The organism is Methylocella tundrae, assembly GCF_901905185.1.
GTDB lineage: Bacteria > Pseudomonadota > Alphaproteobacteria > Rhizobiales > Beijerinckiaceae > Methylocapsa > Methylocapsa tundrae.
Genome location: NZ_CABFMQ020000076.1, coordinates 17,018 through 43,870, shown reverse-complemented (window position 1 = coordinate 43,870; position 26,853 = coordinate 17,018). Strand labels below are relative to the sequence as shown.

At 61.4% G+C, this 26,853-nt stretch carries 27 protein-coding genes, 1 tRNA gene and 2 pseudogenes; 12 read left to right on the top strand and 18 right to left on the bottom strand.

The features are described 5' to 3' along the window. Nucleotides 1-87 precede the first annotated feature (87 nt). From MPC4_RS08080 to MPC4_RS08050, 7 genes are all read right to left on the bottom strand, one after another. A complete protein-coding gene (locus MPC4_RS08080; RefSeq protein ID WP_174512066.1) occupies nt 88-1,077 on the bottom strand; it encodes an FAD:protein FMN transferase in 990 nt (329 codons plus the stop codon). Beyond that, nucleotides 1,077-1,580: a nitrous oxide reductase accessory protein NosL gene (locus MPC4_RS08075; protein ID WP_174512065.1), complete on the bottom strand. Its 504-nt coding sequence runs from the start codon at nt 1,578-1,580 to the stop codon at nt 1,077-1,079. The genes MPC4_RS08080 and MPC4_RS08075 overlap by 1 nt, the downstream gene beginning before the upstream one ends. Next, nucleotides 1,577-2,404, bottom strand: coding sequence for an ABC transporter permease (locus MPC4_RS08070; protein WP_174512064.1), 828 nt, complete (start codon nt 2,402-2,404; stop codon nt 1,577-1,579). The genes MPC4_RS08075 and MPC4_RS08070 overlap by 4 nt, the downstream gene beginning before the upstream one ends. Beyond that, nucleotides 2,401-3,303, bottom strand: a complete 903-nt coding sequence (locus MPC4_RS08065) for an ABC transporter ATP-binding protein (protein ID WP_174512063.1) — start codon at nt 3,301-3,303, stop codon at nt 2,401-2,403. The genes MPC4_RS08070 and MPC4_RS08065 overlap by 4 nt, the downstream gene beginning before the upstream one ends. Next, a complete protein-coding gene (locus MPC4_RS08060; protein WP_174512062.1) occupies nt 3,303-4,565 on the bottom strand; it encodes a nitrous oxide reductase family maturation protein NosD in 1,263 nt (420 codons plus the stop codon). Before MPC4_RS08060 ends, MPC4_RS08065 begins: the two co-directional genes overlap by 1 nt. Nucleotides 4,566-4,567: 2 nt before the next feature. Continuing rightward, entirely contained in the window at nt 4,568-6,532 is a 1,965-nt protein-coding gene (nosZ, locus tag MPC4_RS08055) for a TAT-dependent nitrous-oxide reductase (protein ID WP_174512061.1), read from the bottom strand. Between the two features lie 67 nt (nt 6,533-6,599). Then, nucleotides 6,600-8,672 carry a NosR/NirI family protein gene (locus MPC4_RS08050; RefSeq protein WP_210253615.1) on the bottom strand — a complete coding sequence of 691 codons (2,073 nt, stop codon included), beginning with the start codon at nt 8,670-8,672 and terminating at the stop codon, nt 6,600-6,602. A 311-nt stretch (nt 8,673-8,983) separates the two neighbouring features. Here MPC4_RS08050 and MPC4_RS08045 point away from each other — a divergent pair, with 311 nt between their 5' ends. The 3 genes from MPC4_RS08045 to MPC4_RS08035 all read left to right on the top strand — a co-directional run bounded on the left by MPC4_RS08045 (nt 8,984) and on the right by MPC4_RS08035 (nt 12,445). After that, nucleotides 8,984-9,856 (top strand): ferritin family protein, encoded by an 873-nt coding sequence (locus MPC4_RS08045; RefSeq protein ID WP_174512060.1) that lies wholly within the window; start codon nt 8,984-8,986, stop codon nt 9,854-9,856. A 536-nt stretch (nt 9,857-10,392) separates the two neighbouring features. Then, nucleotides 10,393-11,196 (top strand): helix-turn-helix domain-containing protein, encoded by an 804-nt coding sequence (locus MPC4_RS08040; protein WP_174512059.1) that lies wholly within the window; start codon nt 10,393-10,395, stop codon nt 11,194-11,196. A 58-nt stretch (nt 11,197-11,254) separates the two neighbouring features. Continuing rightward, nucleotides 11,255-12,445, top strand: coding sequence for an NnrS family protein (locus MPC4_RS08035; RefSeq protein WP_174512058.1), 1,191 nt, complete (start codon nt 11,255-11,257; stop codon nt 12,443-12,445). A 223-nt stretch (nt 12,446-12,668) separates the two neighbouring features. Here MPC4_RS08035 and hmuQ read toward each other — a convergent pair whose 3' ends face one another. After that, on the bottom strand, nt 12,669-12,998 hold the full coding sequence (gene hmuQ / locus MPC4_RS08030; RefSeq protein ID WP_134491886.1) for a heme-degrading protein HmuQ: 330 nt from the start codon (nt 12,996-12,998) through the stop codon (nt 12,669-12,671). A gap of 171 nt (nt 12,999-13,169) precedes the next feature. Here hmuQ and MPC4_RS08025 point away from each other — a divergent pair, with 171 nt between their 5' ends. The 3 genes from MPC4_RS08025 (at nt 13,170) to MPC4_RS08015 (ending at nt 15,787) form a co-directional block, all read left to right on the top strand. Then, nucleotides 13,170-13,592, top strand: coding sequence for a hypothetical protein (locus MPC4_RS08025; protein ID WP_174512057.1), 423 nt, complete (start codon nt 13,170-13,172; stop codon nt 13,590-13,592). Nucleotides 13,593-13,824: 232 nt separating this feature from the next. Next, a complete protein-coding gene (locus tag MPC4_RS08020; RefSeq protein WP_174512056.1) occupies nt 13,825-15,129 on the top strand; it encodes a KpsE/RkpR family capsule polysaccharide export protein in 1,305 nt (434 codons plus the stop codon). A gap of 7 nt (nt 15,130-15,136) precedes the next feature. Then, entirely contained in the window at nt 15,137-15,787 is a 651-nt protein-coding gene (locus MPC4_RS08015) for an ABC transporter ATP-binding protein (RefSeq protein ID WP_174512055.1), read from the top strand. A gap of 51 nt (nt 15,788-15,838) precedes the next feature. Here the strand turns inward: MPC4_RS08015 and MPC4_RS08010 are convergent, their stop codons facing one another. From MPC4_RS08010 to MPC4_RS21600, 5 genes are all read right to left on the bottom strand, one after another. Then, nucleotides 15,839-16,651 (bottom strand): ankyrin repeat domain-containing protein, encoded by an 813-nt coding sequence (locus tag MPC4_RS08010; protein ID WP_174512054.1) that lies wholly within the window; start codon nt 16,649-16,651, stop codon nt 15,839-15,841. A 60-nt stretch (nt 16,652-16,711) separates the two neighbouring features. Further along, nucleotides 16,712-16,879 carry a polyprotein gene (locus tag MPC4_RS08005; protein ID WP_174512053.1) on the bottom strand — a complete coding sequence of 56 codons (168 nt, stop codon included), beginning with the start codon at nt 16,877-16,879 and terminating at the stop codon, nt 16,712-16,714. Nucleotides 16,880-16,896: 17 nt separating this feature from the next. Beyond that, complete coding sequence (locus MPC4_RS08000) at nt 16,897-17,205, bottom strand: DUF6156 family protein (RefSeq protein ID WP_174512052.1); 309 nt, start codon at nt 17,203-17,205, stop codon at nt 16,897-16,899. Nucleotides 17,206-17,369: 164 nt separating this feature from the next. Next, nucleotides 17,370-17,819 (bottom strand): Rieske (2Fe-2S) protein, encoded by a 450-nt coding sequence (locus tag MPC4_RS07995; protein WP_174512051.1) that lies wholly within the window; start codon nt 17,817-17,819, stop codon nt 17,370-17,372. A gap of 74 nt (nt 17,820-17,893) precedes the next feature. Then, nucleotides 17,894-18,403 (bottom strand): hypothetical protein, encoded by a 510-nt coding sequence (locus MPC4_RS21600; RefSeq protein WP_342343615.1) that lies wholly within the window; start codon nt 18,401-18,403, stop codon nt 17,894-17,896. 589 nt (nt 18,404-18,992) lie between these two features. Between MPC4_RS21600 and MPC4_RS07985 the strand changes: the two genes are divergently transcribed. Then, a tRNA-Phe gene (locus MPC4_RS07985) sits at nt 18,993-19,068 on the top strand. Nucleotides 19,069-19,214: 146 nt separating this feature from the next. Then, nucleotides 19,215-19,472, top strand: a pseudogene (locus MPC4_RS07980) (transposase); the annotation flags it as partial. Between the two features lie 100 nt (nt 19,473-19,572). Here MPC4_RS07980 and MPC4_RS07975 read toward each other — a convergent pair. After that, nucleotides 19,573-20,397: a sterol desaturase family protein gene (locus MPC4_RS07975; RefSeq protein ID WP_244628904.1), complete on the bottom strand. Its 825-nt coding sequence runs from the start codon at nt 20,395-20,397 to the stop codon at nt 19,573-19,575. Nucleotides 20,398-20,707: 310 nt separating this feature from the next. Here MPC4_RS07975 and MPC4_RS07970 point away from each other — a divergent pair, with 310 nt between their 5' ends. From MPC4_RS07970 to MPC4_RS07960, 3 genes are all read left to right on the top strand, one after another. Beyond that, entirely contained in the window at nt 20,708-21,400 is a 693-nt protein-coding gene (locus MPC4_RS07970) for an orotate phosphoribosyltransferase (RefSeq protein WP_174512049.1), read from the top strand. Nucleotides 21,401-21,585: 185 nt separating this feature from the next. Continuing rightward, nucleotides 21,586-22,101: a hypothetical protein gene (locus MPC4_RS07965; protein WP_174512048.1), complete on the top strand. Its 516-nt coding sequence runs from the start codon at nt 21,586-21,588 to the stop codon at nt 22,099-22,101. Between the two features lies 1 nt (nt 22,102). Next, a complete protein-coding gene (locus MPC4_RS07960; RefSeq protein ID WP_174512047.1) occupies nt 22,103-22,867 on the top strand; it encodes a hypothetical protein in 765 nt (254 codons plus the stop codon). Between the two features lie 89 nt (nt 22,868-22,956). Here the strand turns inward: MPC4_RS07960 and MPC4_RS07955 are convergent. Beyond that, nucleotides 22,957-23,271, bottom strand: a pseudogene (locus MPC4_RS07955) (transposase); the annotation flags it as partial. Nucleotides 23,272-23,419: 148 nt separating this feature from the next. Then, nucleotides 23,420-23,989: a phospholipase D-like domain-containing protein gene (locus MPC4_RS07950; RefSeq protein WP_174512046.1), complete on the bottom strand. Its 570-nt coding sequence runs from the start codon at nt 23,987-23,989 to the stop codon at nt 23,420-23,422. Nucleotides 23,990-24,144: 155 nt separating this feature from the next. Between MPC4_RS07950 and MPC4_RS07945 the strand changes: the two genes are divergently transcribed. Beyond that, the gene (locus tag MPC4_RS07945; protein ID WP_134491837.1) at nt 24,145-24,666 is read left to right on the top strand and encodes a hypothetical protein; all 522 of its coding nucleotides are present in this window, start codon (nt 24,145-24,147) and stop codon (nt 24,664-24,666) included. Nucleotides 24,667-24,691: 25 nt separating this feature from the next. Here MPC4_RS07945 and MPC4_RS07940 read toward each other — a convergent pair whose 3' ends face one another. Together MPC4_RS07940 and MPC4_RS07935 are read right to left on the bottom strand one after the other, a co-directional pair. Further along, nucleotides 24,692-25,573 (bottom strand): sterol desaturase family protein, encoded by an 882-nt coding sequence (locus MPC4_RS07940; protein WP_174512045.1) that lies wholly within the window; start codon nt 25,571-25,573, stop codon nt 24,692-24,694. 152 nt (nt 25,574-25,725) lie between these two features. Then, the gene (locus tag MPC4_RS07935; RefSeq protein ID WP_174512044.1) at nt 25,726-26,766 is read right to left on the bottom strand and encodes a potassium channel family protein; all 1,041 of its coding nucleotides are present in this window, start codon (nt 26,764-26,766) and stop codon (nt 25,726-25,728) included. Nucleotides 26,767-26,853 lie beyond the last annotated feature (87 nt).

Sequence of the window (26,853 nt, the reverse complement as noted above, 5' to 3'; positions counted from 1 at the left end):
TGGCGAGCGCTCGAAACGTAATCGAGTTTGCTACCGCGGCATGACAGAACACGTACGTTCCATCGTCTATTCCTGGCGAAGATACAATTATGCTCGCTGCACCAACCGCGAGCCGTCGGGGCGCACGAAATGCGCGACGAGGCCGAGCGCGCGCACCACAGGCGCCGTTGCTTCCGGCGGCATCACCGTAAAGGCGGTGGAGAGTGCGTCCGCTTCGGTCGCAGTGTCGGCCTCGATCGAGACCGACAGCCAGCGCCAGCTGGTTCGGCCGCTCCAGGGTTCGAAGATGTGGTTGAAGTTGCCTCCCGCGTCGAACACGGCGCCGTAGCCGCCCGAGGTTGCGACCGCGCGATCGACAAGCGGGATGCGTTCGACGATCTTTCCGGGCGCGCGCGGGTCTTCCAGTCCAACCGACCAGGAACCGCCGTCGGGATGAGCGCCGAGCGCCCGGGTCTCGCCCATGTCCACCAGCGCGTGCTCCACCCCGGCGCCGCGCAGCACCTCCACCACCCGGTCGGTCACATAGCCCTGACCAATGCCATTCAGCGTTACGCCCATCCCCGGCCGCGCGAGCCGCAGCCGCGCCGGATCGATCTCCAAAGCCCCCTGGTCAACACGGGCGATGGTCGCGGCGATGGCGCCGGACGGAGGGCCGCCGGGCGCGGCCTCGGGCCGAGAGAAATATTTGGCGTAGAGATCCCACAGCGGCTGCACCGTCACATCGAAGGCGCCGCCGCTGATCGCGCCGTAGCGGCGGCTCTCGGAGAGCACACGCACAAGATCGAAAGGAGGATCCAGGAGCACACCGTCACGATTGAGGCGGCACAGTGCGCTGTCCGCCCGATACAGGCTCAAAATGCGCTCCAGGCGCTCCACCTCCGCAAGGCTCGCCGCGATCAGACGGTCCGCGGTCGCGGGATCGGGGTGATGAATCTGCAAGGTGGCGTCGGCGCCAAGGGCGGACCCGGTCCAAATACGCAGAAGCGGAGTGGCCGGCGCCGAGCGCGCGCAGGGTAGCAATGGAAGGCCGCCGGCGGCGGCAGTAATGGCGATAAATCTACGGCGGGTGGTTCCCATCACGGGCGTCCTTGAGTTGCGGGAAGTATGTAGTCGCTCGGCACGTCGGCGAAGCGCACGACCCGGCCGCCATTGGCCTGGGCGAAGCGGTTTGCTGCGGCTTCATCGCCGAAGGGGATCGTCTCGTCGGCGCCCATGCCGCCGAGGCGGCGGCTGCCGATCACATAGGACGCCTGATGCGCCTCCACCCACATGCCGGGCTCCGGCTGGTCCCAGTCCTTTGCCCGCGCCATGTCGTTGACATAAATTGCCGAAATCGACTTCGGCATTTCAGGAAGCATGGCGAAGGCGAAGGCGTCGCGGACGGTCGAGAACCAGTACGGATCGGCCACGCCACGGACGAAAATCTGGGCTTTGGGTCCGGCGTGCTCGCGCAGCGCCATACCACAAAATTGGGCGACGGAGGCGTCCGTCACCTCGCGCGGGCGCGGCAAGTCGGCGGCCTTGTCCTCCTTGCAGGCGGTTAGGGACAATAGAGCAAGCACGATAAATATATGCCTCACACCTGCCTCCGCGAGAAAAGGGCGATGGCCACGGCCAGCGGCACGACCGCCCAGGCGACGAGCGCGCCGAGCAGGGCAGCAGGACCGAGCCCTGTGCTAGCGCCGAGGCCGGCGACGCCAGCGAAGCCGCTGACATCGGTAGTGCTAGTCAGATTGAGCAGCCGGTAAGCGTCGGCCGGGTTGAGCAGCAGAAGCACGTTCAACACCTTGGACGTCACAGCGCGGCCCTGATCAGCCACCAGCACGCCGAGAAGCGCCATATCGTAGAGCAACACGAAGATAAGCCAGACGCCAATGGCGATGCCGCCTGCCGTGCCATGATCGCGCACGAGCGTACTCACCAGATAGCCAATCGCGATGAACACGCCGCCAAGCAGCACCGAAGACGCGACCATGACCGCGAACGCGCGCCATGCGCCGGGATCGGCGTTGCCGGCCCATTCTAGCGCCAGCCCGGCGATTCCATAGCCGGTCACGGTGGCGAAGCTCAGGATGCCAAGGTGGCCAGCGAACTTGCCCAGCATGACCTGCCAGCGCGCCACCGGATAAGCGAGCAGCAGCGCCATCGTGCCACGATCCACCTCGCCGACGATGGCGTCGTAGGATAACAGCAGGGCGATCAGCGGCACGAGAAAGATAGTGAGGCTGGACAGGCTGACGATCGTGACGGCAAGCGTGCTGACCCCTACCGTGCCGGTTGGCGCCGCGCCGAGGAAGGCAAGCGTAAGCGCCAAAGCGGCCAGCAGCACGGTGGTGGCCAGCACCCATCGGTTGCGCATGCCGTCGCGCCACTCCTTGCCCGCGATGATGAGCACCTGTCTCATGCGACTCCGCTCTGGAACGCGGCATACAGGTCGTCGAGCGACGGCCTGATAATCTCGATCTCACGCGCTGTCTCAGGCAGCCCCCGCAGCACGGATGCGACCTCGTTTTCCTCGCAGGACAGTTCGAGTAGGCCGTCGGATACAGGAGACCAGCCAGCCCAGGCATCCGCTCGATTCGCCACTGCGGGCGGCGTGCGCGGCAGGCGCAGCCGGATACGTGGCCGGATGGCGGCGAGGCGGCGCAGATCGCCGATGCCGCCATCAGCGACCTTGCGGCCCTGGTTCATCACCACCACCCGGTCGACCTGCCCCTCCAGTTCGGCGAGCGCATGGGAGGACAATAGCACCATGGCGCCGTCGCGTCTGAGATCGCGGAGGATATCATAGAAGCTCTGGCGTAGCGCCGGGTCGAGTCCCGTGGTTGGTTCATCCAACAGCAGCGCGCGCGGCCTGCCGAGAAGCGCCTGGGCCAGACCGAGGCGCTGGCGCATGCCTTTGGAATAGGCGCCGACGCGGCGATGCGCCACCGCCTCGATGCCCACGCGTTCGAGCAGCGCCGCATTGCCGGCGACCGGCTGGCGCTTCAGCCGCGCATAGAACGCAAGCGTTTCGGCGCCTGTCATCGACGGTTGCAGGGCGACGTTCTCGGGCAGATAGCCAAGCTCGCGCCGGGCGCGCCCGCCCGGGCCGGCGGAGGGGTCCTCGCCCAGGACTTGCACGCTGCCAGCGCTCGGGCGCACCAGCCCGAGCATGATCTTAATCAAGGTGCTCTTGCCGGCGCCGTTATGACCGACGAGGCCGACGCATTCACCGGCTCGCAAGGTCAGGTCAACATCGCGCACCGCCTCACGCTGGCCGTAGCGGCGGCTGACGCCGCGAATGACGACAGCGGCGTCCATCACTGAGCCAGCCGCGCCAAAGCCGACGGACGCGGCGGCGCCATCAGCGGCGCAGTGTCAACGACGCCGCCAGGATGGATCGCCGGAAATTGTGACTGCGCCCAGCGCACGACTTGTACGGCGGGGCTGTTCAGCAGCAGCTTGGCGGCCGGCGCGCGCCACAAAATCTGATCCATAAGATCGTTTGGCCTGTAGGCGGTGTCGGCGATCCCGTCGCCGTTCAGATCGAAGGCGGGGTTGTCACTGTAGTAGTTGCCGCGCCCCTGCACAGACCAGTCAAGGCGACGCGTGCCGACATACATCACCTGGATGCGGTTGCGGACGAAGGAGTTGCCGGTAATCTCGTTGCGTTCGGAGCCGGCGGTGAAATGGATGCCGACCTCGCAGCCCTCGAACCAGTTGCCCGCGAAGCGATTCTTGTTCGCGTTGTAAATGAACACGCACTTCTTGCCGCCACGCACGACATTGTCCTCGATGCGCGAGTCATTGGCATAGTTGAACAGCAGGCCGTGATCGCGATCATCTTCGGAGACATTGTCGTGAACGCGCAGCCGATCAGAGTACATCAGTACGTACCCGACGCCGTTGCCGGCCGAGAAGTTGTCGTCAACCTCGCTATCGTTGGTATACATGAAGTGCACCGCGAACCGCAGGTCGTGGAAGCTATTGCCTCGCACAAGATTGTGGCTGCTGGTCACCGAGAACACGCCATCGCGGCCCGAGCGGATGTCATTGTCCACGATCTGCGAGCCGGGGGTGCGCCACAGCGAGATCGCCGGACCGCGCTCGCTGATGCGTAGCGTGCGCAGGCCCTGGATGTGGTTGCGCCGCACCATTGCATCGCGCGGGCCGTCCAGATAAATCGCGATCAGATTGTCCTCGAAGACATTGTCCTCGATCACGGCGCGGTCAGCGCCGCCATCGAGAAACACCGCCGAGTCCTTGTCGATCAAACTGAGACCGGAGCCGCGAATAATCAGCCCGCGCAGGACGTTTCCAGGCGACCTGACCGTGATCGTGCTGCCCGCCCGGCCGCCCTCAATGACAGCGCCAGCCGCTCCTTGCAGGGTCAGATTCGGAGTGGCGATCACGACGCTTCCGCGATGCACGCCCGGCGCCAGCAGCAATGTGTCGCCGGGGGCGGCGTGGGCGATCGCCTCGCCCAGCCCGTCCCCTGCCGCCACGTCGAGCATAGCCGCACGCGCTGGCTCGCAGACCATGATCGCCAGCAGAAACATAAGCAGCGCGCGGGCCGAGCGCATGGTCAGGCCGTCTTCCGATGCACGATCATCCGCCCTGACATTTCCATGTGCAAGGCGTGGCAGAACCACTGGCAATACCACCAGTGCACGCCGGGCCGGTCAGCAATGAAGGTGACCGAAGACGTCTGCATCGGCGAGATCTCCATCATCACCCCATAGCGCACGATGGTAAAGCCGTGCGTCACATCCTCGACGTCGTCCATATTGGTGACGACGACGGTGACCTCGTCGCCCTCATTCACCTCAAACTGGTCGAGGCTGTAAGTTGGAGCGTTGGAGTGCATATATACCCTTACCTTATTGCCGTCGCGAATGACGTTGGCCGCTTCTTCCAGGTTGATGCCGTCCTTCTCGGCCTGCTTGCGCGCATCCTCCCACATCGGATCGTCGCGTTTCCAGATCGGGATGGGATTGACCTTTGACCGATGTACGATGAGCACATCATGCGGTTCGGCGAAGGCTGGACCGTCATGCACCAGGATCATCTTGCCAGTAGAGATATCGATCAGCTGATCATTCTCTGGATGCAGGGGCCCGACAGGCAAGAATCGGTCCTTGGAGAATTTATTGAGTGATACGAGCCATTTGCCATCGGCTTCCTTGGTCTCGCCCATCGACGTGTGGTTGTGACCAGGCTGGTAGTGAACATCGATCTTCTGCAGGATCGGGTCTACCTTCTCCCCCGCAAAGGCGCGCTTGGCCTTATCGATGTTCCACATCACCATCTGGCTATCGATGAAGGTAGTGGTGAAGGCGTTGCCGCGGCCATCGAACGCGGTATGCAGAGGGCCGAGGCCGACTTCTGGTTCGGCGACGATTACGTCGCGGGGCTTGATCTTGTCGTCGAACAGATCGTCCAGCTTGCGTACGTCCATGACGCTGACCGTGGGTGATAGCTTCCCGTTGATAACGACATGAATGCCATCCGGTGCGGTATTGACGCCATGCGGAGAGTTTGGGATGGGGATGTAACGGGTGTATTTCGATCCGTGCCGGCCATCGACCACGGGCACGCCATTCATCTCCTTGTAGTCGCCGTTCTTCACCGCCTCCTCGATCCGCTTGATATTGAAGATCGTCGCCCAGGCCTGCTCATGGTCGGTCATTTCGGCCAGCGTGACGCCCTTGTTCGGGTTGTAACAGGTCGAGAATGCGTACTTGCCCTGGTAGTCGCAGTCGGTGTTGTCGAGATTGCCGTCGACCAGAACCTGCCACGCCACCTTCATCGTGTCGCCGTCGACCGCCGTATAGACCGACCAGTAGTTGTTCTTCGGGTCGTCCAGCACATGACCATCGTTAGGAATAGGGATCACGTGCTCGCTGTTGGCGAATACATAGCCGGTTCGCGGATATTTCTGCGGGCGCAAGCCATGAATGTCGGAGGCGTTTGGAATCTCGATGATCTTGTCGGTCTTCATCACGTCGCAGCGGATGCGTGCGATCCGGCAGTTGGCTTTATCATTGACGAAAATGAAGCGCCCATCATAGGTGCCGTCGGTGAACGACATGTGCGGATGGTGCAGATCGCCGTTCTGCCATACGCCGCCCCGGCTTTCCAGGAATTTGCGGGTCTCGGGCAGCAACCCTTCGGTGAGGATCTTCTTGCTCTCATTGGTTAGGCCCCAGCCCGTGGCGCTGTCGCGGTTGAAGACCGGGATGCGCATCAACTCGCGTCCGGACGGGAGGACTTGAATGCGCACCTCGCCGGTCTGGCCGCTGCTGTTGAAAGCGTAATATTCATCGAGGTCGCCGGGCTTGACCTCGGTGCTGGCCACAGTCGAGCGGCTCTGTGCGAGCGCCTCGCGCATCGCGGCGACCGATGCGCCGCCGCCAGCCAGACCAGCGAGTCCGGCCACGGTCGCTGTGGCGCCGAGGACGCCACGGCGGCTGAGTCCGTCTGTCGCCTCACCCTTGCCATTTGGCTCGGCGTTCTTACCGCGTAAACCGTCGTCGGTTTCGTCAATCATGGTGTCTCTCCTGATGCGCGGCTCCGCACTGCGGGGCTGGGTTGCTGGGGATGCGGCCAAGACGCGGTCATGGGGCCGCGCTCTCGTCTGGTGCTCGCGCCGAAATCTTCGGTCGCGGGGGAAGATCGATCGGCGAGGCGGGCGCGTACCGCTCGCGCTTCAGTCGGCGCTGGATCATCACCGGGCATTTCTGATCATGGTGGTAGAGCATCTGACAATGCAGGCACTGGATGCATTCGTTCGGGTTGATATGCCCTTCAGGATGAATCGCCTGCACCGGACATTCGTTGCCGCAGCGCTGACACGGATTGCCGCATTCGCGGTAGCGGCGCAGCCAGTCGAACAGCCGCAGTCGCGCCGGGATCGCCATCGCGGCCCCGAGCGGACAGACATAGCGGCAGAACGCGCGTTCCACGAACAGGCTCGCCGCGATGGTAGCGCCCGCATACAGCACGAACGGCCAGCCACGCGCAAAACGCAAAATGATCGCGGTTTTGAACGGCTCGACCTCGGCGGCCTGCTCGGCCGTGCCAAGGGCGCTGAGCGAGATGCCAAATAGCACGAGAAAAACGATGTATTTGAGCGCGGTCAGACGCTGGTGAACACCGAAGGAAATTTTGAGTTGCGGTATTTTCAACAGTCTGGCGGCGCGGTTGGTCAATTCCTGCAAGGCGCCAAATGGACACAGCCAGCCGCAATAGGCGCCGCGATTCCAGAACAACAGCGAAGCGGCGGTCGCAAACCACAGGATGAAGATCAGCGGCGCCATCAGGAAGTAATCCCAGCGGAAATCCGTGCGCAGGGCGCTGAGGAAGGCGAGCACATTAACCACGGACAACTGAGCCTGAGCGTACCAGCCGATCCAGACCAGGGTGAACACCATGAAACCCAGGCGTAGCCGGTCATAGAAGATCGGCCGGCGCACCAGCCAGTCCTGGAAGAAGAAGATCAGCGTGAGCAGCCCGAGAGCGCCCAGCAGAATCCCAATCTGAACCATCTTGGCGCGCCACATGATATGCCACATCGGCGGTTCGGATGGTTCCGGGGCGATCGACGGCGCCGCCGCCGCGGCGGCAATCGCCGCTGACGCCTGCGCCGGTTTCAGATAGGCCTGCGGCAATTCGTAATTCACGTCGAAGGTGAGGAACGATTTGTCGCGAGCGCCGAAGGCGCGCTGCACAAGGAGTTGCAGTCGCCACGGCTGCGTCACGTCCAGCGTGCTGCCCTCGGGCACGCCAAACAGGTCAATGTCGCGGAACTCCGGCGCCCCCGCCGCTTTGATTTCTCCGAGCCGCTGATGTGTGCGGTCGTGGAAATGGATGCTGGAATCGCCCTGCACCACCTCGATCCGGTCGAAGATGCCGCCGCGGACATATCCAGTGCCCTTGAAGGAATAAGCGCCGTTGCTGGCGATAAGAATCGCCTGCTGGCCAGGCTTGAGGCTCCGTTGCAGGTCCGCGTAGCGGACATCCCCCAGCAGGCGCCGCCCGATCGCGGGCACCGATACGGGGGCAAAATACATGTCGATGAAACTGTCATTCGGATCGGGGGACTCGGGATTATCCTCCGCGTGCTGCTTCCCAGCGCGGCCGAACGCGGCATTCACATCGCCGACCGTGAGCGACAGCCGCCGCACCGATCCGTCGCCGAGGAGCCCGGTCCAGTCCGCCGGCGCCTCGTGAGACGGATCGATCTCACGCAACGCCGCCGCCGTGGCCTGCGCCGGTCCTCCCACGCCCTCCGCGCGCGCCACCTTGATGCCGGAGCGGATCATGCTCTCGGCGATCACGGTCACCGTCACGGTCGCGCCGCTTACGATATCCACGGGCGGGCGCTCGGATGGCCCCCCCGTGGCGAGGCGCAGCACGTCACGTCCAACATAGCCTTGAATGAAGGCGGCGATGCGCTCTGGCGGAATGCCGATCAGCACGATTGGCTCGTGATGAGCCATCAACCGGGCGCCGGCGATCTTGCCGTCTACCGTCAGCCCCACCAGGATCTGGATCGGCTGGCCGGAATATCCGGTGGAGTTCACCCAGTCGGCATTGACGAAGGCGTAGCCGACAAGCCGCTCGCCCGCCAGCACCTTCGCGACCGGTGGATTTCCCTGCGGCAAGGCATAGTGATCCGCGCCGGGCACTAGTTCGCCTGCTGGCACCTTGCTCATGAACTCTGTCAGGCGGCTGTCGGCGGCGCGGCATGGTCCGATCGCAGCCGCTATCGAAAGCAACAACAGCACCATGCACGAACGGATTGCTGGTATTAGCAAAGCATATTCCCCGTGCGAGAAAACATAAACTTGACGCTGGCGACCCGATTAACGGCTACTCTACCATTATAATATTTATAATATTCCGTGCTCCGTATTATGACACAAACAGAGCGCGTATTTTGATCTAGCTTAGGATGCGCCGATAATGGCATGGCGGATCGGTTTCGGGGGGATGGAAGATGAGCAGAACGGGACAGCTGCCCGCGCCGGTAAAGTCGGTCGATGAACTCCTGGCGGTGGCTGAGGCTTTGGAGCAGGAGGCAGCGACGCGCTACCGCGCCCTTTCGGCGCGCATGGCGCGGCAGGGCGACACCGAGATGGCTGCGCGGTTCGATTTTCTCGCCGGGATCGAGGAGCGCCATGCAACCCATGTCGCAGATCGGGGCAGAACGATGCTGGGTCACGCGCCCGACCCCGCCTGCGCGCGCTGGGAACTGCCGACCGGTTACGACGAGGAAGAAGCGAGCGGCGCCTCGCTTAGCGCCTATCAAGCGCTTGCCTTCGCCGTGCGCAACGAGGAGCGCGCCTTCGCCTTCTACACCTACGTCGCCGCCGAGGCTGAACATCCCGACCTCCGCGCGCTGGCCGAGGAACTGGCGCGCGACGAGTTGGAGCATGCCGCCCTGCTGCGTCATTGCCGGCGCCGCGCCTTCCATGCCGACCGCCCGGTCTTCATCGAACATGTGGCGAGCGTGGACGCCCTGCGTATTCTCGCAAGGCGTTGGGATAGTGAGGCCTCGGCAGCCCACGCGGCGCTCGCCAAGGCCCTCGACGAGGCCGGCGAGAGTGCGGATGCGGAAATTTTCCGGCGCCTTGCCGAACAGGAGGGCGGCGACAATGCCGGCGCCGCGACCGTACCGAGACTGCGCAGCGCCGCGGACGGGCTGCGATTGCTCGAGGAAAGCTTCGACCGGTACGCCATGATCGTTGAGCGGGCGGACGACGAGCGGGTCGTGGCGGAGGCGCAGCGTCTCGCCGGTGAGATAGTCGGCCGCCTCGCGCTGGCCGGGGGCGCGCGGAGCAATACGCTGCTCGGCGCCACATCCGGCTGACGCCATTTGGAGACCTCCGGCGTCCGCCGCCCGCCAGCCAACCGGCGACGCCCTGGGGCTGGACGTTATTCTCATCGCGGACGCGCGCGACCGGAGGTCATAGGCGACTTTTCGGACGCCCGAGCGCCACCTGCGCGGCGTCGCGCACGCACAGCTTCTCCTTGGCGCGCCGAAGTCGGTGGCTGGCGTCTCAGAGGCTCGCAGATATGCGCCGCGTTCGCCGTGCTCGGCCAGCGCCACCGCTGTCGTCTGCGGCGTCAGCGAGTGGCCGCCCCAGCGCCTCAATGCGAACAGGACCCTCTCATGTTTGCGCACATACGCTTGCTGTTTGGTGGCGACCAAGCAACTCATGGTTTTCTCTGTGATGTCCGGTCCTGCGCAAGACAGGGATGGCGGCCGCTGGACGATCCTGCAGATCCCGATGCATGATCTCATTGATTTCGATCAATGCAATAAATGATTTAATTTCGATACTAACGTGATATAAGTCACATTAGAATGCATTCTGGCCCCGGCAGGGGAAGGAAGACAGCCGAATGGAAATGGATCTGCCATCCAATCGACCGCACGGCGTCGCCCCGACTGTCGCGCCCGCAAATGCTCCAGATCTGGCGTCTTGGTCTTCCGCGCGTGAGGCGCTCCAGGAGATTGCCTGGCTGCATGAGGTTCCGCCTGAAACGCTGGATGCGCTGGCGGCGGAGGCTTTGCTGCATCGCGTGCCAGCCGGAAGCGTGCTGCTCGAGCAAGCGGAGACGCCGGTCTTTGCGCAGTTTCTCCTCGCCGGCAGCATCGAGCTTTTAGGCATACGCAATCAGGTCGAGACCCTTATCGAACTGTTGCTGCCGGTCGATCTCGTCATTCCCGCCGCCGTCATCGGCGATCAGCCCTATCTGATGCGGGCGCGCGTCTATGAGGAAGCCCACCTTCTTCTGATCCGCGCGGAAGCGTTCCGGGAGGCCATCGCGTCGGATCACGCCTTCTGCCGCGCGATTCTGGGCCGGCAGGCCGCGCAGTTCCGGCGCCAGGTGCGCATGCAGAAAAACCTGAAGCTGCGCTCCGCGGAAGAGCGGGTCGGCTGCTATCTCGTCGCGCTATTCGGACAATCTCATAAAGACATCGCCGTCCGGCTACCGCTCGAGAAGCGCCTCATCGCCTCGCAGCTCGGCATGACGCGCGAGACGTTCTCGCGCGCCCTGGCCGGGATGGCGAAGTTCGGAATGCTCATCCGCGGCGACGTCTTGCACATCGAAGACGCGGCCGCGGCCCGCGCCCGCTTCCCGCTCGATCCGCTCATCGACGGTCCTGAGCCGATCAAGCCTTTTCAAGACAGGAAGGCCTGACGATGAGCCGGCAGAACTGCTTCTGGCAGCCGTTCAAAATCGCACCTCTAGACGCGCCATGAACGTCGCCGCAAAAGACCCGGTGAATCGCGCGACGCCGGCCCTTCTGACGCAAGGCTTCCGGCCATTCTTTCTGGCGGCCGGCCTCTGGTCGGCGGTAGCGCTCGCGCTCTGGATCGTCATGCTTGTCACGGGATCTGCGCCGCCGAGCCGCTTCGATCCGCTCAACTGGCACATTCATGAAATGCTCTTCGGCTTCGTGATGGCGGCCATCGCAGGCTTCCTGCTCACCGCCATCCCGAACTGGACCCGGCGGCTTCCCGTCAGCGGCGCGCCGCTGGCGCTGCTGGCCGCGCTGTGGCTGCTCGGCCGCATCGCCTGTCTGGTTTCATCGCTCGTTCCGGCGTGGGTCGCCATCACCGCGGATCTGTCCTTCCCGGCGCTTCTGGTTGGGGTCGCCGCTCGCGAGATCGTCGCCGGCCATAACTGGCGCAATCTGCCGATGGTCGCGCCGGTGACCGTTCTCGGCGTCGCCAATCTCTTGATGCACCTTGAGGCTGCCGGCGTCGCCGTCCCGACAGGGCTCGGATGGCGTCTCGGACTTGCCGCCGTGATCGTGCTGGTTTCAGTGGTGGCCGGCCGGATCGTGCCGAGCTTTACCCGCAACTGGCTGGCCAAGCGCCCGGGCGCCAACCTCCCCGCCGTCTCCAAGAGCATCGACCGGGCCTCCCTCGGCGTCCTGCATGCGGGCCTGTTCGGCTGGGCGTTGTTTCCGACTTTCGGCGCGATCGGCCTTGTGCTTCTGCTCGGCGCGGCGCTCAATTTCTGGCGTCTGCTGCGCTGGCGCGGCGGCGCGACGAGCGGGGAGCCGCTGCTGTTCATTCTCCATATCGGCTATGCGTGGCTGGTTCTCGGCGCCGCCTTGCTCGGTCTTTCCATGCTCGATGCCGATCTGCCGCAAAGCGCCGCCATTCACGCCCTCACGGCGGGGGCGATCGGCACAATGATTCTGGCGGTGATGACGCGCGCCACGCGCGGCCACACCGGACGCGATCTGGCGGCGGATAGCGCCACACGCCTGATATATATCCTTGTCAGCCTCGCCGCGATCACACGCGTCGCCGCCGCCTTCCATGCGGGCTGGACCATGCCGCTTCTCATCATCTCGGCATGCTTCTGGATCGCCGCCTTCGGAGGGTTCGTTCTGAGCTACGGACCTATGCTCATCGGCGCGCGCGACGCGCGGTAACGACGGCGTCCTTGCCAACGGGGCATCAAACTGTCGAAGCGCTGACCAGATCAGAGTTCGGTGTGTCCGCACCGAAACCGACCGAATTGGATCGTCTGTAGTTAAGCTTTTGTTTTAACGAATGATGCGGGTCCGAAAAGTCTCCAACTTTTCGGCATCATGCGCCAACACGAACACGAAAGCGGCGTTCGGCGCGCCAACGGGCGCCGGCGCCGCCCTTTGATCAGCCGCGCAATTTCGGGTTTTCGACCGTCTGGATCACCTCGAACCCCTCGAATTCGGGATGGCCCAGTGTGAGCGGCTTGCGTTCGCCAGCGTTCTGATGCGCCGCGCGAAACTGTTCGGATTTTGTCCAGGCTAGAAAATCCTCCTGGCTCGCCCAGATCGTGTGCGATGAATAGAGCACGTGGTCTTCGCGCTCCGGACCGCGCAGCAGATGAAATTCGATGAAGCCTTTAACCTCGTCGAGACGCGAATCACGCGTCAGCCACACATTTTCGAAGGCCTTTTGCTCGTCTTTAAGAACTTTGAAGCGATTCATCGCGATGTACATATGCTTTCTCCGCTTGGGGTCCTCGGGTGTCTCCCCTCGCATATCGCATTTTTCCAAGCCGCGCACGGCGCTCCCCCAGCCGGATCACATCGCCGCGGAGATGGCGCCGGTCAAGATGGTGCTGCAATTCGCTTGCACCCTGCGAGTCGCATTGTGATGGAGGAGCGCGCGGTGGCCAAAGGAGGACTGTTCGCCGGGCTGATTATGGCGGCGCTGTCGCTTGAGCCCGCTCTCGCCCGCGATTTGATCCAGCCGCCGCCGGAAATCGACGGGGCTTTTGCGCCTTCCCGGCCAAAGCCGGTTATCAAGAAGCCTCATTTAGCCAAAAGAATTGCGTCAAAAGACAAAGCAGCGACGCCCGCGGCCGCGATCGCCGGTCCGTCTCGTCCTGCCGATCCGGCAGAGCCCAGCCTATCGAAAAAGGACTCCTCCGGGCGAGACGATCCGTTCAGCGTGGATATGAACTGGAAGGCGAACAATGAGCCAATTTATGGCGGCGTGAGCACATCGGGCGTGATCGAGCGCTATAACGAGACCGTGAACGGCCAGTCTCTCGGCTCCGGCGCCGAGGTTGGCGTCAAATATAAATTTTAGGATTTTGCTCGCATTGCTCCTCGACTTGATGCGCGCGCGTGAATCCCGGCCATCCTCGCCGGCTTTCCGGGGGCTTGACGCTGGCTTGGCGCTTCGTTTTCCTGTATCCGTCGACGCTGTTTGGACAAATTGATCTGCTAGCGACGCCCGATGTCGTGCGGGGAATTCGCGGCAGGATAACGTCCAGGCCATCGCAGAAGGCGAAACCAACACCCTATGGAGCAAGCTTAAGTTGAGCGCCGCGGATCCCGACGCCGCCGACATCAAGGCCGGCGCGCTCGCAAAGGCGCATGCCGCCGCTCTCGAGAAGGCGGCGAGCGCTTCGGAGGAATGGCGGCGCGCAGCGCGAAGCCTTCGTCTTGCCAAAGGCAGACGGGTCGCCCGGCCGTCTTGGGCCGTTGGCGCACGAATCGGCTACCACAGCTTCGCTCAGGTGCGCCGGTCGCGCAGCGCGCTCATCGGATTTTTCGTTCTGTTCGTCGCGCCCGCGGTCTCCTCCGTCGCCTATTTCTCGCTGATCGCGTCCAGCGAATACACATCCGAGGCGCGTTTTGCGGTGAGGGGAGGCGAGCGCGTCTCAACCGACGCCATCTCCGCGCTGACCGGGCTTGCCTCCTTCACGCAGGTCCAGGATTCCCTGATCGTCGTCAATTATCTGAAAAGCCAAGCCATCGTCGAGGCGCTCGAACAGGACGTCGATCTTCGCGCTCTTTATTCCAACCATTCGATCGATTGGCTTTCTCGCTTCAACGCCGATGATTCGATCGAAGACTTTGTCAAATATTGGCTCTCTCACATGAAGGTCTCGGTCGAAGCGCCATCCGGCATTGTGACCGTCAAGATCAGCGCCTTCACGCCGGACGAAACGCTCAAGATCGCCAATGCGACGGTCGATTTGAGCGAGCGTCTGGTCAACGGGCTTTCCACTCGCGCGCTTAAAGACGCTGTCGGCCAGGCCGAGAGCGAACTGGCGCGCGCGGAAGGGCGCCTCAGCGCGGCGCGCGTGGCGCTGCGGGATCTTCGCAACACGCAGGCGACCCTCGATCCGCGCCGCACAGCCGAGGGGATCGCCAAACTGGTGTCGGAGCTGCGGCTTGAGAAAATTCATCTCGAGCAGGATATAACGGGCGCCGAACGCGGCAATGTCAACGCCAATGCGCCGCAGGTGCAGATCATGCGGGCGCGCCTCGACATTATCGGCGAGCAGATCGCCAGCCTTGAGGAAAAAGTGACGTCGCAGGACGGATCGCAAGGCGAAACGCTGTCCGGCAAGATCACCCGCTTCGACGAGCTGGAGCTCGAACGTCAGATCGCCGAAAAGCAATATACCCTGGCCGCGGCCGCCCTCGAACGAGCGCGCGTCAATGCTGAAGGAAAGAAGGTCTATCTCGCGACGTTCGTCCATCCGGTTCTCGCGCGCGATACGACCTATCCGCACCGATTCCTTTTCAGTCTCCTCAGCCTCGCCGCGTCGGCTTTGCTTTATGTCGGCGGAATGGCTGCGTGGCGCGCGGCGCAGCGCAAATATGGAGTATGAGGCGCAGATGATCCGGCTGGCAGGCGTCACAAAAATCTACAAGACGGAGAACCACCGCAAGATTGTGCTCGACAATGTGAGCTACACCTTCGACACGCGCTACTCCTACGGCATTTTCGGCCCGAACGGCGCCGGCAAGTCGACGCTTCTGCGCTTGATCGCGGGCACGGAGCTGCCCAACTCCGGCCATGTCAAACGCGACATCACAGTGTCCTGGCCGCTCGGTTTTGGCGGCGGCTTTCATCCAGCGATGACGGGCCGCGAGAACGTTAAATTCGTCAGCCGAATTTATGGCGCCAACACGCAGCGCGTGATCGAATTCGTCGATTACTTTGCCGAACTCGGCAATTATTTCGACATGCCTGTCAGCACCTACTCGTCCGGCATGGGCGCGCGGCTGGCGTTCGGCCTTTCGATGGCGATCGACTTCGAGTGCTATCTCGTCGATGAAATCACCGCCGTCGGCGATTCGCGCTTCGCGTTGCGGGCGCGCCAGGCCTTTGACGAAAAGCGCGGCCGCAGCAGCATGATCATGGTGTCGCATGATATCGGCACCGTCAAAGCCTATTGCGAACGAGGGCTGGTGCTTCACCGCGGCCAGCTGATCGCCTTCGGCGACCTCGACGACGCCATCGAGTTCTACCGCAAGGTTCACTGAAGCGAGAGCCGGCGCAACCCGCTGCAGCGTCCCGTCGTTTGGACCATTACGCTACGCGCGATGCCCCGCCGCCAGGGTCGCGGCGCCGGCGTCACGCAGACGCGCAGCCGCCCGCAGCAAGGTAAGACATTCGACCGTCGCCGCCATGTCGAGCGCGCTGAAGCCGTCCAGCGTCTCGACAGCAATGTCGGCGCCGGCCAGAAGAAGGCGCTCGACGACGGGCGCCTTTCCCGTCGATGAGGCATACATCAGCGACGTCGCGCCATTGTCGTTTCGGTTGTTGATATCAACGCCTGCTTCGACCAGCGCGTCGATGACATCAAGATGCGCGCCGACGCATGCAAGCCACAGCGCGTTATTGCCATCGTTATTCTTCAGGCCGAGTTCGGCGCCAGTAGCGATCAGCCGGCGCACGATGTCGCACCGACCCTTGTGGCTTGCCTTCATCAGCGGCGTGGAGCCGTTGTCGATCGCGGCATTCACGCCGCCAGCCGGAAATCCATTTTCAGCGAGCCAGAGCCGCACCGCATCATCGAGGGGAACGCCGGGCGACGCGCGCAGGGTTTCCCTCCACGCCTCATATCCTCCATCAAGACTATAGACGTCAAGAAATCCAAAGTCGGAGAGGATCCGCGCATATTCCTGGCTGGCGTTGCCATGATAGCAATAGATCAGGACCGGCTTGTTCTTCGGCGTGGTCTCGATCACGGTTGAAAGGTTGAAGGTCGAGACATTATGGGCGCCGTCGATGCGGGCTCTGCGAAAGCTGTCCGCGTCGCGAACATCGAGGACGAGGGCGCCTTGCGTGAGGAGACCCTGCGCGTCTTCGACGCCAATTCGCCGGAAGGGCATACGCTCTCTCATGACATTGCTCCTCAATTTGCAGCGCTACGAGCTTCCCGGCCCCGCGAACCAATCCGAAATCTATTCATTCATATTGGGCAGGAGGACCACCTCGGCGGGCGCTCCGGGACCCTGGCTCTCAAAAAAATCCAAGCCGCTTACGAGCGACAGCCCCGCGCCATTTTCCATCAGGACGACGGCGTCCTCCGGCATTCTGGCGAGCTGTTCGAGGAGCTGAGCAACTGTCATATCCGATGGCCCAATTATCACGCGTCAGAAATCTGAACCCCGGCGGCATCGAAGCGCAGGGTCACAGCGTCTTCGTCAAGCATGTTGATCTCCGCGCGGCTCAACAGGCCATTGTCGTGATATTCATAGCGGTGGGCGAGCTCCACTTCTCCATAGACCACTTTGTCGAAGCCAATCAACAAACCTGCTTCATCGAAATAGGCGTGAATGAAGGTGTTGCGGTTTGACAGCCCCGCTTCAGGAATCGGATTGACCAGGTTGAGCGGCAGCTTGACGCCACTGTAGGAAACAAAAAACCGATGGTTATGGTGCGTTTCCGCCGCCATCATTTACTCCTTGTCGCGCCTTTTGATGCGCGCTTCTCATGACTCTATTGCCTGTCAGACATCGGCGTCACAACGCCGCGATCAAACCGCCGCCTTTGTCTCGACGACAGTCTGGCCGCATATGCTTTCCTGACGAGTGCGGCTAAGCAACGGTTTGGAAGCAATCAGTCGGAATCGATCAGCACGACAGGGCCGTCGTCCGGCATTTCAAAGGGATTAGGAATTCCGTCATCCTCGACCAGCTTCACGCCGCACAGGCAGATGTCCCCGTCGATCACGGCGAGGGCGACGGGCTCGAGGCTTTGCGCCTTGCAGGGTCCGTCGACGCACAGGCCCGTGTCGATGTCGAACATGGCCCCATGCTGGCCGCATTCGAGAAGTTTTCGATCCTGAGTAAAGAAGGTTCCCGGGCCCTTGTTGAGGAGCACGCCCTTGTGCGGACAGGCATTCACATAGCCGAGATATTCATCCGCAGCCGTATGGATGACGAAGATCGGAAACGTCTCGGGGTCGCCGGCGTCATTGATGCGGGACAGGCTGAACGCCTTGGCGGCGCCTGGCGCGATGGTTTCCGCCTCGCAGATGACGAAGACGTCGATGTCGTTTGATGCCATGTCTCTTGCCTCTTCGTTTCAAGCGTCCGCGTCATCCGATCGGAGCCCGATCCCAGGAAATCAACTTCCGCTCATCAGAGCGCCGAAAGAGTCTTTGCTCCCTGGAGTGCGGGATAATTTTCCCGCAGGCGCCGCTCGAGCGTCTTGCACAGGCTCTTGTCGCTCGCTGCTCCAGGACCCACGAAATCGGTTCCCTGATCCCAGACCTCGAAACAGCAATGGAGAGCGTCTTCGTAGGCCAAGTCAGGAACCGTGGTAAGATCATTCAGTTGAGCAATCCCGTCCGCCGTCACTTCGAGGCGCCAGCTCCGATCGTCCTCGACGGACGCAAGCAGCGCGCTGACTTCGGCCGCGGACCACTCTTGCTTGAGATCGAAGGTCATGTTTGCCCTTGTCATGAATGCAACAGGCCAATCGACAATGTTGCGCCGAGCGGCTGGATGTTCCGAAATCAAGATGAATACAGCAGGAAGCATGCCAGTCAGGGGAGCCGCCTCGCCGCGCCGCAAGGGGAATCGCGTTGCATTGACGCGGCGGCGCTGATCGTCTGGAATCGCGCAGCGCTTTTGTCCGATTTCGGACATTCAACGCCGCCGTCCCCCGCGCCCTATGTCAACGGCTTGCGAGGAGGCCTTTTTGATTCCGCCGGCTCTGGAACGTTGCTCGAATTTCGCGGTTTCCGGCCGCCGGAAGGAACCGGGCGCAAGCCGGGTTGGAGCATGACCCCGAGACGCGATCGAGTTGGACATTCTGGGAAATTGACATCGAGTTGCCCAAAGGCAATCACGAGCTGGCGGTTCGCGCCTCGGACCCGCCGGGCAAACGCGGCCGGCGCTTCCGGACGGCCGCTGGAATTTCAAGGGCTATCTCGCTTTCTCCGCGCACGCATCCACGTCAAGGCCGTCTGATCTCGTGATGGCAAGCCGTATGGGATCTCGGATCTCTGCTCCGGCATTTTGTCCAGTCGTCGCGAGGGGTGCGCCTCCTGAGAACCTGCCGCCCCTGAGCCAGAGCCGCCCGGCTGCGCCCGCGGGGTTCCGCCGTTCATCGCCTCGAACAGCAGCCGTCTTGAGCAGCCCGCCGCCAGACCGGCAAATTCCGGCGTCGAGGCGCTGGACAACGGCGGGAAAGCTCCTCTATAAGACGCCTCTCGTCAGCGGCCCGCCGCGCGACGCCCAGGTAGCTCAGTTGGTAGAGCATGCGACTGAAAATCGCAGTGTCGGTGGTTCGATTCCGCCCCTGGGCACCACATTATCATCCGGCTGCGTCGATAATTGGCCAGATATCATTGAAAACATTTGGATTTTGTCTGCGTTAGTGTCCAGGATCGCCTTTGCTCGTCCGTTGACATCCGCCTGAATGGTTGTTCGTGCGGTCAGTCTCTAGGACTGAGAGCCTTTGGTCGCGCCAGAACGGCTGGTTGCGCGCGATGCTGCTGCAAGCCTTTTATTCCCTGCGCTCCGAGCGGCAATTGATGGAACGGCTCGACACCGACCTGTTGTTTCGCTGGTTCGTCGGGCTCGGCGTCGACGATCCGATGTGGCGCCCGACGGTATTTTCGAAAAACCGCGACCGTCTGCTGGAAGGGGCCATAGCGGCGCGAAGTTTCTCGCCGCCGTCCCGGCGCGCCCGCGCGCCAGGAAGCTAAACAGCCACCCCAGCCCAACCGGCGGAGAAAATCCCCTGATCGCTCCCGAAAATTTCCGTCGAGAGCCAAGCAGCTCCCGAAATCAGGGCGCTTTTCAGCAGCCTGTTAGTGCGCCGCCTCGTTCTGCGCCTGTCCGCTGTTTTGCTTCGGCTGACCGCGATCGCCGACAAGATCCCAGCGAGTTGCAAAAAACGTATCGCAGATGCCGGGGCTGCCAAAACCGTCGCTGAAGCTGACATTGCTGCGGCGATGATGCTCCGCATGCGCCTTACTTGTGATCGCGGCGGCGAGCGCGTCGATCAGTCGCCCCTTGAGGCCGCTGACGCCGCGCGGCAGACGGGCCGAGAAATCATAGCCTGAATGTTCGTAAAGGCCGCCGATCGCGCCAAGGCTCGCGACGAGGAGGTGAAACGAGACGTCCGCGCCGGCCGCGACGACAATGAGCGGCAGAAGATAAGGTAGTACGATCTCAAGGAAGAAATCGGCATAGCCCATATAGCAGGCGCTGATGGCCCTGCTCGCTCCCGTCGAGTGGTGCACGCTATGCCCGAGCTTGCGGATCATGCCAGGCCGATGCAGCAGGAAGCGATGGGCGGCATACTGGACGATGTCGTGGCCGACCCCCATCAAGATCATGGCGGCGAGGAAATGCAGGACGCCCAGATGCGGCGCGCCGACGAAGGCAAGGCCGGCAAATTGCACCAGCATCATCGACGGCAGCAGGATGAAGAACTGGTTGATCAGCACGCGCGGCAGAAGCTCGAAATAGCTTTGCCGCTCCACGGCGCGCATCTTGAAGGCGCGCATCCGGCCCGTGCGGTCGCACCATTCGAACCAGAGGCCGACGCCGTGATAGACGACCATCTGTACTGCAAAGGTCAGAACAGAAAGCGGAAGCCACGAAGGCAGGGAGCCATTCAACTCAGTCACGTCGTGCATCCTTTTGAAGGCGCGTCATCATAGTTTGTCCTTCCGTTTATCCCGCGGCCAAGGCCAAGCGCAAATCCCGCCCGTTTCTTTCGACCCATTACGCCAGTTTTAATTTGATTCAACGCATAAATGCGACGGAAATACCGCAATTTTTATGTCATCACATAACGCATCTCTTTGTTTCAGCATGTGATATTAGATTTATTCTATGAGACGCGGCGGGCGGCCCTTTCGCAGGACCTCGCCCTTGCCAATCAGCGCAAATAAATTAGGACAGGGCGGTCCGATCGACCGCAAAGGAATGGAATTGATGAACGCGCCTTCGCCCGAAAAGCAAATCATCGCCCGGGAAACCGCCAAAATGCTGATCGAGGTGGAGGCCATTCTGTTCAACGCGGAAAAGCCGTTCATCTTTACCTCCGGCTGGGCCAGCCCCGTCTACACCGACATGCGCAAGATTATCTCCTATCCGCGCCTTCGCACGCGGCTCATCGATTTCGCGGTCACGACGATCGAGCGCGAGATCGGCTATGAGCGCCTTGACGTCGTCTCCGGCGGCGAAACCGCGGGCATCCCCTATGCCGCCTGGCTTGCCGACCGCCTCATGCTGCCGATGCAATATATCCGAAAAAAACCGAAAGGCTTTGGCCGCAACGCCCGCATCGAAGGGGACCTGCATGAGGGCGGGCGCGCCCTGCTGGTCGAGGATCTCGCCACCGACGGGCGCAGCAAGGTGAGCTTTTGCGAGGCCTTGCGCGAAGCCGGCCAGAGCTGCGACCATGCCTTCGTGTTCTTTTTTTACGATATCTTTCCGCAAACGGCCTCGATCATGGCGGATATCGGCGTCACCTTGCATTATCTTGTCACCTGGCGCGATGTCCTCGCCGCCGCGCGCGAAAACACCTATTTCAAATCGCAGACGCTGGACGAAGTTGAAAAATTCCTGGGCGCGCCTGCCGAATGGTCAGCCGCCCATGGCGGGGTCTTGGAAATCAAAGGCTAGAGTATGGCCCGAATGTCGAAGACTTTCCGCTGATCGCACCCGGTCTTGTGCACTGTCTCACACGCAGGGATTTCACGTTGGCCTCATCCCCTCAATCCAGATAAGCGCTTAGGGAATTATCTCTTGAGACAACTTCGGCATTCCCGGCCTTGATCGGGGCCGTTCGATGTGCGTGAATATCGTGCATGTCGATAGAATGGAACGCGCTCGTAACGTCTTTCAAGGCGCTGGAATCTCGCCCTGAGTGGGACAGAGATGCGCACCCAACTTTATTAAAATTTCTGGCGCAATTAAGTATAGGCGGCGTCGTGATCGGTGGCCTAGAACTAAGAGGAGCCGCATCAAAAACTGTAGAAAATCGGAATGTTATGTTCCAACTTGAGCATTTTCCAATTGGAAAGAAACGAACCCCGCTGTTCAGGATTGAATACAGACCATTTAGGACACATCACAATCTTGATTTCGGGCCACCTGAGTTGCATTGGCTAGAAATTAAAGGAACTCACGATCATCCATTTGAGTTTAACTTCATAGAGCAAGAAAATCGGATGCGGTCTGGCAACCTACCTGTAGCTAGACCTATTGATCCAGACCCTAATTCTTTTGAAGATTTCCTTGATTTATGTTCAAAACGGTTTAATATTGCGAATATGGGGCTGATACCCCCACCAAAGTGGCAAGGCGACCTATTCCAGGTTTAAGATGGTTGAGACGCAAGAACTCACGCTGGCTCAAGCGGTTGACGCGGCGACTCGCCGTATCGCCTGCTCAGAGCATTTTGCCGGGGCATCCTTGGTCAATCTGCCGTTGCGTTACCCTAGTGGCGCGTCCGTGGTAGTACAAATTACTGAGGCGGCGGCTGATCTTTGCGTCATTTCTGATATGGGATTTGCATATCAGGAGAGCGATATGGTTGGCGCTACGCGGCAATTCGAGAAGATCGCATCCGAGATGGCAAGCGCCTCATCAGTTCTTTGCAACGGGCGATCATTTTACCTAGAAAATATTCCTCGGTCTAAGCTGCCAGCCGCGATGGTCGCCGTTGCAAATTGCTCACAACGCGCCGCCGCAACGGTCTTCTTGAGGATTTCTGATCGTCAGGATGATGATGTTAAGCAAGAATTATTTGACCGGCTGCGCATAATTTTCGCTGGCGAGAGCGTCGAGAAGGACGCCCCGTTTGCTGGTGCTTCAACGCACCGGTGGAAGGTTTCCGTCCTTGTCGGGGACAAATCTAATGGCGCTATTTTTGAGGCGGTTACGCCGCACTACATTTCGGTTGTAGGGGCTGCGGCAAAATTGGGGGATATAGCCCGGCTTGAAGAAGCGCCGAACCGCATTGCGGTAGTAAGAAAAACTGCGTTGCTCGGCAACTATTTGGGCGTCCTATCCCCATCGACTTCTTCGATCATCGAAATGGACGCCGCTAATGACCAGTTCCGCCGGTTTTTGGTCAAAACAGGATGATAGAATTTCGATCTCTGTCGGACGCTGTGCGGGAAGGACAGTTAGGCGATTTTATCGTCCAAGAGGAAGCGCGGGGCGTCTCGCCTATTATAGGTCACGCCAAGCGACCGCTGAAACTCCGTGCCGCTGACGCCGTGGCTCATCGCGATAAAGAGATAGATCGCATAGAACCATGATTGCAGCGCGTGCGGCTATCCCGAAAGATCGTTCCGGCGCAGGGATAAACGTGATCGCCAGGCGGCGCAGGCATAGGCGCGGCGACCGCTGATCTTGTGAAAGGTCACGTCAACGACGCCGCACTTGCCGCACGTAGGGCGAAGGCCGTAGCGAACCTCCATGACTCGCTTCAGGCAAGCGTCGTCATCGGAGAACTCAGCGAAGAACTGGCGGACGGGATAATCCAATTATCTTAAATAAAATAACAATATAAGCTCTTATAATAATTAGATAATAATTTAATTAATGCGTGTTAAAATGCAACACTGCTTGATTATTTATAGATCACAATACCATAAATATCTTCTTTTATTTTGATTGCATTGTCATTAGACATCAGTCTCCTCGAGACTGGACTGGTCTATTCCGCATCTTGCCGTCGAACGGCAGCGGCTCACTCTGCGCGAAGATCGCTTCGAAGCGCCGCGTGAAAGCGGCGGCGGCTTCCGGATTTTCTATGATGATCAGGTCGTTATCCTGCCGCTTTAGCCCGGACGCCGAGAAATTCGCCGCGCCCGTTCGTAAAATACGACCGTCGATCTGATAGCTTTTCAGATGCATCAGCGGCGCGCCGGCGCGCTTCAGCCCGATCTCGACGTCGGGATTATCGAGCAGATCGTCGAAGGGGGGCGTTGGCTCGCGCTCGCCGATGCGGCCACTGTCGAGGTAAAGACGGACCTTGACGCCGCGGCGCGCCGCGCGGCTCAACGCCTGCATCACCGGCCAGTCCGTCAGCACATAGGCGGCCATATCGACGCTGGTTTTGGCCTGATCGATCAGCGCGACGTCGATGCGCTCAAGATTTTCCGCCGGGGCATAGTGAACCATCGGCGTCGGCTCCGAGGCCGAAACCGCGATCGCAACGAGGGCGAGACCGAGGAGAGGGGAGCCGTGAAAAAGCGCCATGTCGCCTTCGCTGCCTGATTCGCCTGTCGCGAGCCTGATGCGAAGTTGGACCGATCCATTTCACAAGGAGCGGTCTTGCCAGCGCGATCGGAGCGCGGCAAAGATCGCCTTGGCTCAATTTGCGTCGAGAGCCGTCTTTTTTCTGGGAGGACAACATGGGTCGAAGCCTTCGGCACGAACGGCAGGTCCTGAATACGGACGAGATCTCGCTCGTCGAGGCCTCCCACCATCCAGGCCTCGCCGCCCTGTCGGACAAGGATCTCGCAGAGCTTCGCAAGCTCGTGCGCGATAGGCGCGATCGCGCGCGCGACATCGCCGCCCGCCAGAGACGCGAAATTCGCGGCAAGGCCGACCCACGGGGCGCGCGCGCCGTGACGCAGGATGCGGGCTCGCGCGCGAAAAGAGACGTGCTCGCCGGCGCCATGCAGCGGATCAACAAGGAGGCTGCGCGGCGCGAATCGAGGGCGGCGCGCGACGCCATGAAAGACAGCGTCGCCCGCGCGCTTGAACTGCGCCGCAAGCGCGAAGCGCGGGCCGCGCGCCCAGCCGCCGGCCGCACGCCGAACGAGGGCATGCAAGCGAAGGACAGCGCCCGGACGAAACAGCGCGACCGCGCCAAGCTGGGCGCGGTCAGCCAGCACACCAGGAACATGCAGGCCAAACGCGACAACCAATAGGCGCGCGCCGATCAAAAGAGGCGCGTTACGCTGTCCACCCCGGTGGCCCGAACATGCGCCCCCAGCGCTCGCGCCAACTGCGGGCGCGCAGGACGTCCCGCGCCATATCCCACAGCTCCTCATAGGCGATGACCAAAGGATTCGCCGGCTTCGAGCGCGCGGGGAGTACGCCATAGATGATGTCGATGTCCTTGCGCTCGGCCTGATAGGTGCCGAAGAGGTGGTCCCATATCAAAAGGACGCCGCCGAAATTCTTGTCGATATATTCCTTGTTGCAGGCGTGATGCACGCGGTGCGCCGAAGGCGTGTTGAGCGCCCATTCAAGCCAGCCGATCCGAGGCGCCAATTCGGTGTGAATGAAGAACTGATAGGTGAGGCTCGCCGACGCCATGCCGAAGACCCACTGCGGCGCAAAGCCCAGCCAGACGATCGGCAGATAAAAGAGAAAAACGCCGGAGAGCACCGGCGTCCAGGCCAGCCTGAAAGCGGCGGTGAACACCATATGGTCGACGCTATGATGCACGCTGTGCGAGGCCCACAGGAAGCGAATCCGGTGCGCGCAGCGGTGCTCGCAGTAAAAGGCGAAATCGGCCAACAGGAAGAGCGAGACAAGCGCCGGCGCGTTATTGAAGGAGACGTCGATGGTGAAAAGACGGAACTGGTAGACCGTCGCCGCGATGACTCCCAAAATCAGACCATTGATGATGGCCTGTGCGATGGCGTGTCCTATTGCAATCGTCACGGAGACGAGGCTGCCCTGCCACGGGTAGCGTCCGCCGCGCGCCTGAATAACGAGCATTTCGGCGAGAATGGCGAGCGCCATGATGGGCAGAGCCGCCGCGGCCACCTTGTTCGGCAGCCCATCGATCAGGGCGCGAAGCTGCGGGAAGCTGAGATTGAGCTCCATGATCCATCCTTTGCCGCGCGATGAGCGTCTGACGATCAGCGCAGGCGCGCCGGGCAATGAAGCCATTAAACTCGAAAACTTACGCAGCCCTGATCTTTATCTTGGCTCTCTTTTCGTTTCAGCTTTGGCGGGAAATATGCAACGGGCAGGATCTACCGCGCCGCCTCCGCGAATTTGTTCAATATATTGGCGCGCCCGCTCCGGCCCAAAATCGTGACGCCGTCGCCGGCGGCGATCCGTGTGCCGGGCAGCGGGCGCTCGGCTCTTCCACTGCCGGCCTGCTCAACCGCGATGACGAAAAAGCTGCGTTCGGCTTTCCTCTCGATTTCCTCAACCGTGAGCCCGGTGAACAGGCTGCCCTCGGCCGCGACGACGACTTCGATTTCAAGGCCGAGCGTACGCAGATCGAGGTCCATCTGGCGCCGGCGCTCCGCCGACTGGATAACCCCGGCGATTGATGGAAACAGGATCATCGAGGCGATCTGCTCAGCCCCAATATGGGCCGGCAGCACGACCGAATTGGCGCCGGCCTGCAACAGCTTTTTCTCCGTCGACGGCTCCTCGCCGCGCGCGATGATTTGAATCGCGCCATTGAGGCTGCGCGCGCTCAAGGTGATGAAGACATTGACGGGATCCGAGGAGACGACGGTGGCGAGGGCATGCGCGCGCTCGATGCCGGCCTGCTTCAGAACCGATTCTTCGGCGGCGTCCGCATGGATGCAGAGATACCCAAGCTCCCTCGCCTCCGTAAAACGGTTCAGCTCGGGCTCGATGACGACGAATTTAGCCTTGGCGGTCTGCAGCTCCTTGGCGAGCATGCTGCCTGTCCGGCCGAAGCCGCAGATGATGATGTGGTCGCGCAGATCTTCGATTTGCTTGTGCATGCGGGTCAATCCCAGCATCTTTTGGATTTGCGTCAGCGTGAGGAACTGGACCAGCGCGCCGGTGAGATAAATGATGCCGGTACAGCCGAGCACAATGACCGCGATGGTGATCGCGCGCAGTTCGACCGTATCGAGCGGATGGACCTCTTGATAGCCAACCGTGTAAACCGTCAGCACAACCATGAAGAGAGAGTCGCCGAAGCTCCATCCATTGTGCATGTAGCCAAGGATGCCGAAGCAACTGACGAGCAGAACGAAGACGACGCCAAGAATGAGATGGCGCGCCGCCGAATGGGCGAGCCACTTCATGGGATTCGCGGCGCCGGGGAAAGGCGGGGGCGGACCAAGCTAGATCTTTCTCAATTCTTGCGCCGGAGCCAGCTCAGCCTTAAGCAA

Coding starts and splice junctions, on each gene's coding strand:
- MPC4_RS08080 (WP_174512066.1), bottom strand. CDS start 1,077: ATGGGAACCACCCGCCGTAGATTTATCGCCATTACTGCCGCCGCCGGC.
- MPC4_RS08070 (WP_174512064.1), bottom strand. CDS start 2,404: ATGAGACAGGTGCTCATCATCGCGGGCAAGGAGTGGCGCGACGGCATG.
- MPC4_RS08065 (WP_174512063.1), bottom strand. CDS start 3,303: ATGGACGCCGCTGTCGTCATTCGCGGCGTCAGCCGCCGCTACGGCCAG.
- MPC4_RS08060 (WP_174512062.1), bottom strand. CDS start 4,565: ATGCGCTCGGCCCGCGCGCTGCTTATGTTTCTGCTGGCGATCATGGTC.
- nosZ (WP_174512061.1), bottom strand. CDS start 6,532: ATGATTGACGAAACCGACGACGGTTTACGCGGTAAGAACGCCGAGCCA.
- MPC4_RS08045 (WP_174512060.1), top strand. CDS start 8,984: ATGAGCAGAACGGGACAGCTGCCCGCGCCGGTAAAGTCGGTCGATGAA.
- MPC4_RS08040 (WP_174512059.1), top strand. CDS start 10,393: ATGGAAATGGATCTGCCATCCAATCGACCGCACGGCGTCGCCCCGACT.
- MPC4_RS08035 (WP_174512058.1), top strand. CDS start 11,255: ATGAACGTCGCCGCAAAAGACCCGGTGAATCGCGCGACGCCGGCCCTT.
- hmuQ (WP_134491886.1), bottom strand. CDS start 12,998: ATGTACATCGCGATGAATCGCTTCAAAGTTCTTAAAGACGAGCAAAAG.
- MPC4_RS08015 (WP_174512055.1), top strand. CDS start 15,137: ATGATCCGGCTGGCAGGCGTCACAAAAATCTACAAGACGGAGAACCAC.
- MPC4_RS08010 (WP_174512054.1), bottom strand. CDS start 16,651: ATGAGAGAGCGTATGCCCTTCCGGCGAATTGGCGTCGAAGACGCGCAG.
- MPC4_RS08005 (WP_174512053.1), bottom strand. CDS start 16,879: ATGACAGTTGCTCAGCTCCTCGAACAGCTCGCCAGAATGCCGGAGGAC.
- MPC4_RS08000 (WP_174512052.1), bottom strand. CDS start 17,205: ATGGCGGCGGAAACGCACCATAACCATCGGTTTTTTGTTTCCTACAGT.
- MPC4_RS07995 (WP_174512051.1), bottom strand. CDS start 17,819: ATGGCATCAAACGACATCGACGTCTTCGTCATCTGCGAGGCGGAAACC.
- MPC4_RS21600 (WP_342343615.1), bottom strand. CDS start 18,403: ATGTCCGAAATCGGACAAAAGCGCTGCGCGATTCCAGACGATCAGCGC.
- MPC4_RS07970 (WP_174512049.1), top strand. CDS start 20,708: ATGAACGCGCCTTCGCCCGAAAAGCAAATCATCGCCCGGGAAACCGCC.
- MPC4_RS07965 (WP_174512048.1), top strand. CDS start 21,586: ATGTCGATAGAATGGAACGCGCTCGTAACGTCTTTCAAGGCGCTGGAA.
- MPC4_RS07960 (WP_174512047.1), top strand. CDS start 22,103: ATGGTTGAGACGCAAGAACTCACGCTGGCTCAAGCGGTTGACGCGGCG.
- MPC4_RS07950 (WP_174512046.1), bottom strand. CDS start 23,989: ATGGCGCTTTTTCACGGCTCCCCTCTCCTCGGTCTCGCCCTCGTTGCG.
- MPC4_RS07945 (WP_134491837.1), top strand. CDS start 24,145: ATGGGTCGAAGCCTTCGGCACGAACGGCAGGTCCTGAATACGGACGAG.
- MPC4_RS07940 (WP_174512045.1), bottom strand. CDS start 25,573: ATGGAGCTCAATCTCAGCTTCCCGCAGCTTCGCGCCCTGATCGATGGG.
- MPC4_RS07935 (WP_174512044.1), bottom strand. CDS start 26,766: ATGAAGTGGCTCGCCCATTCGGCGGCGCGCCATCTCATTCTTGGCGTC.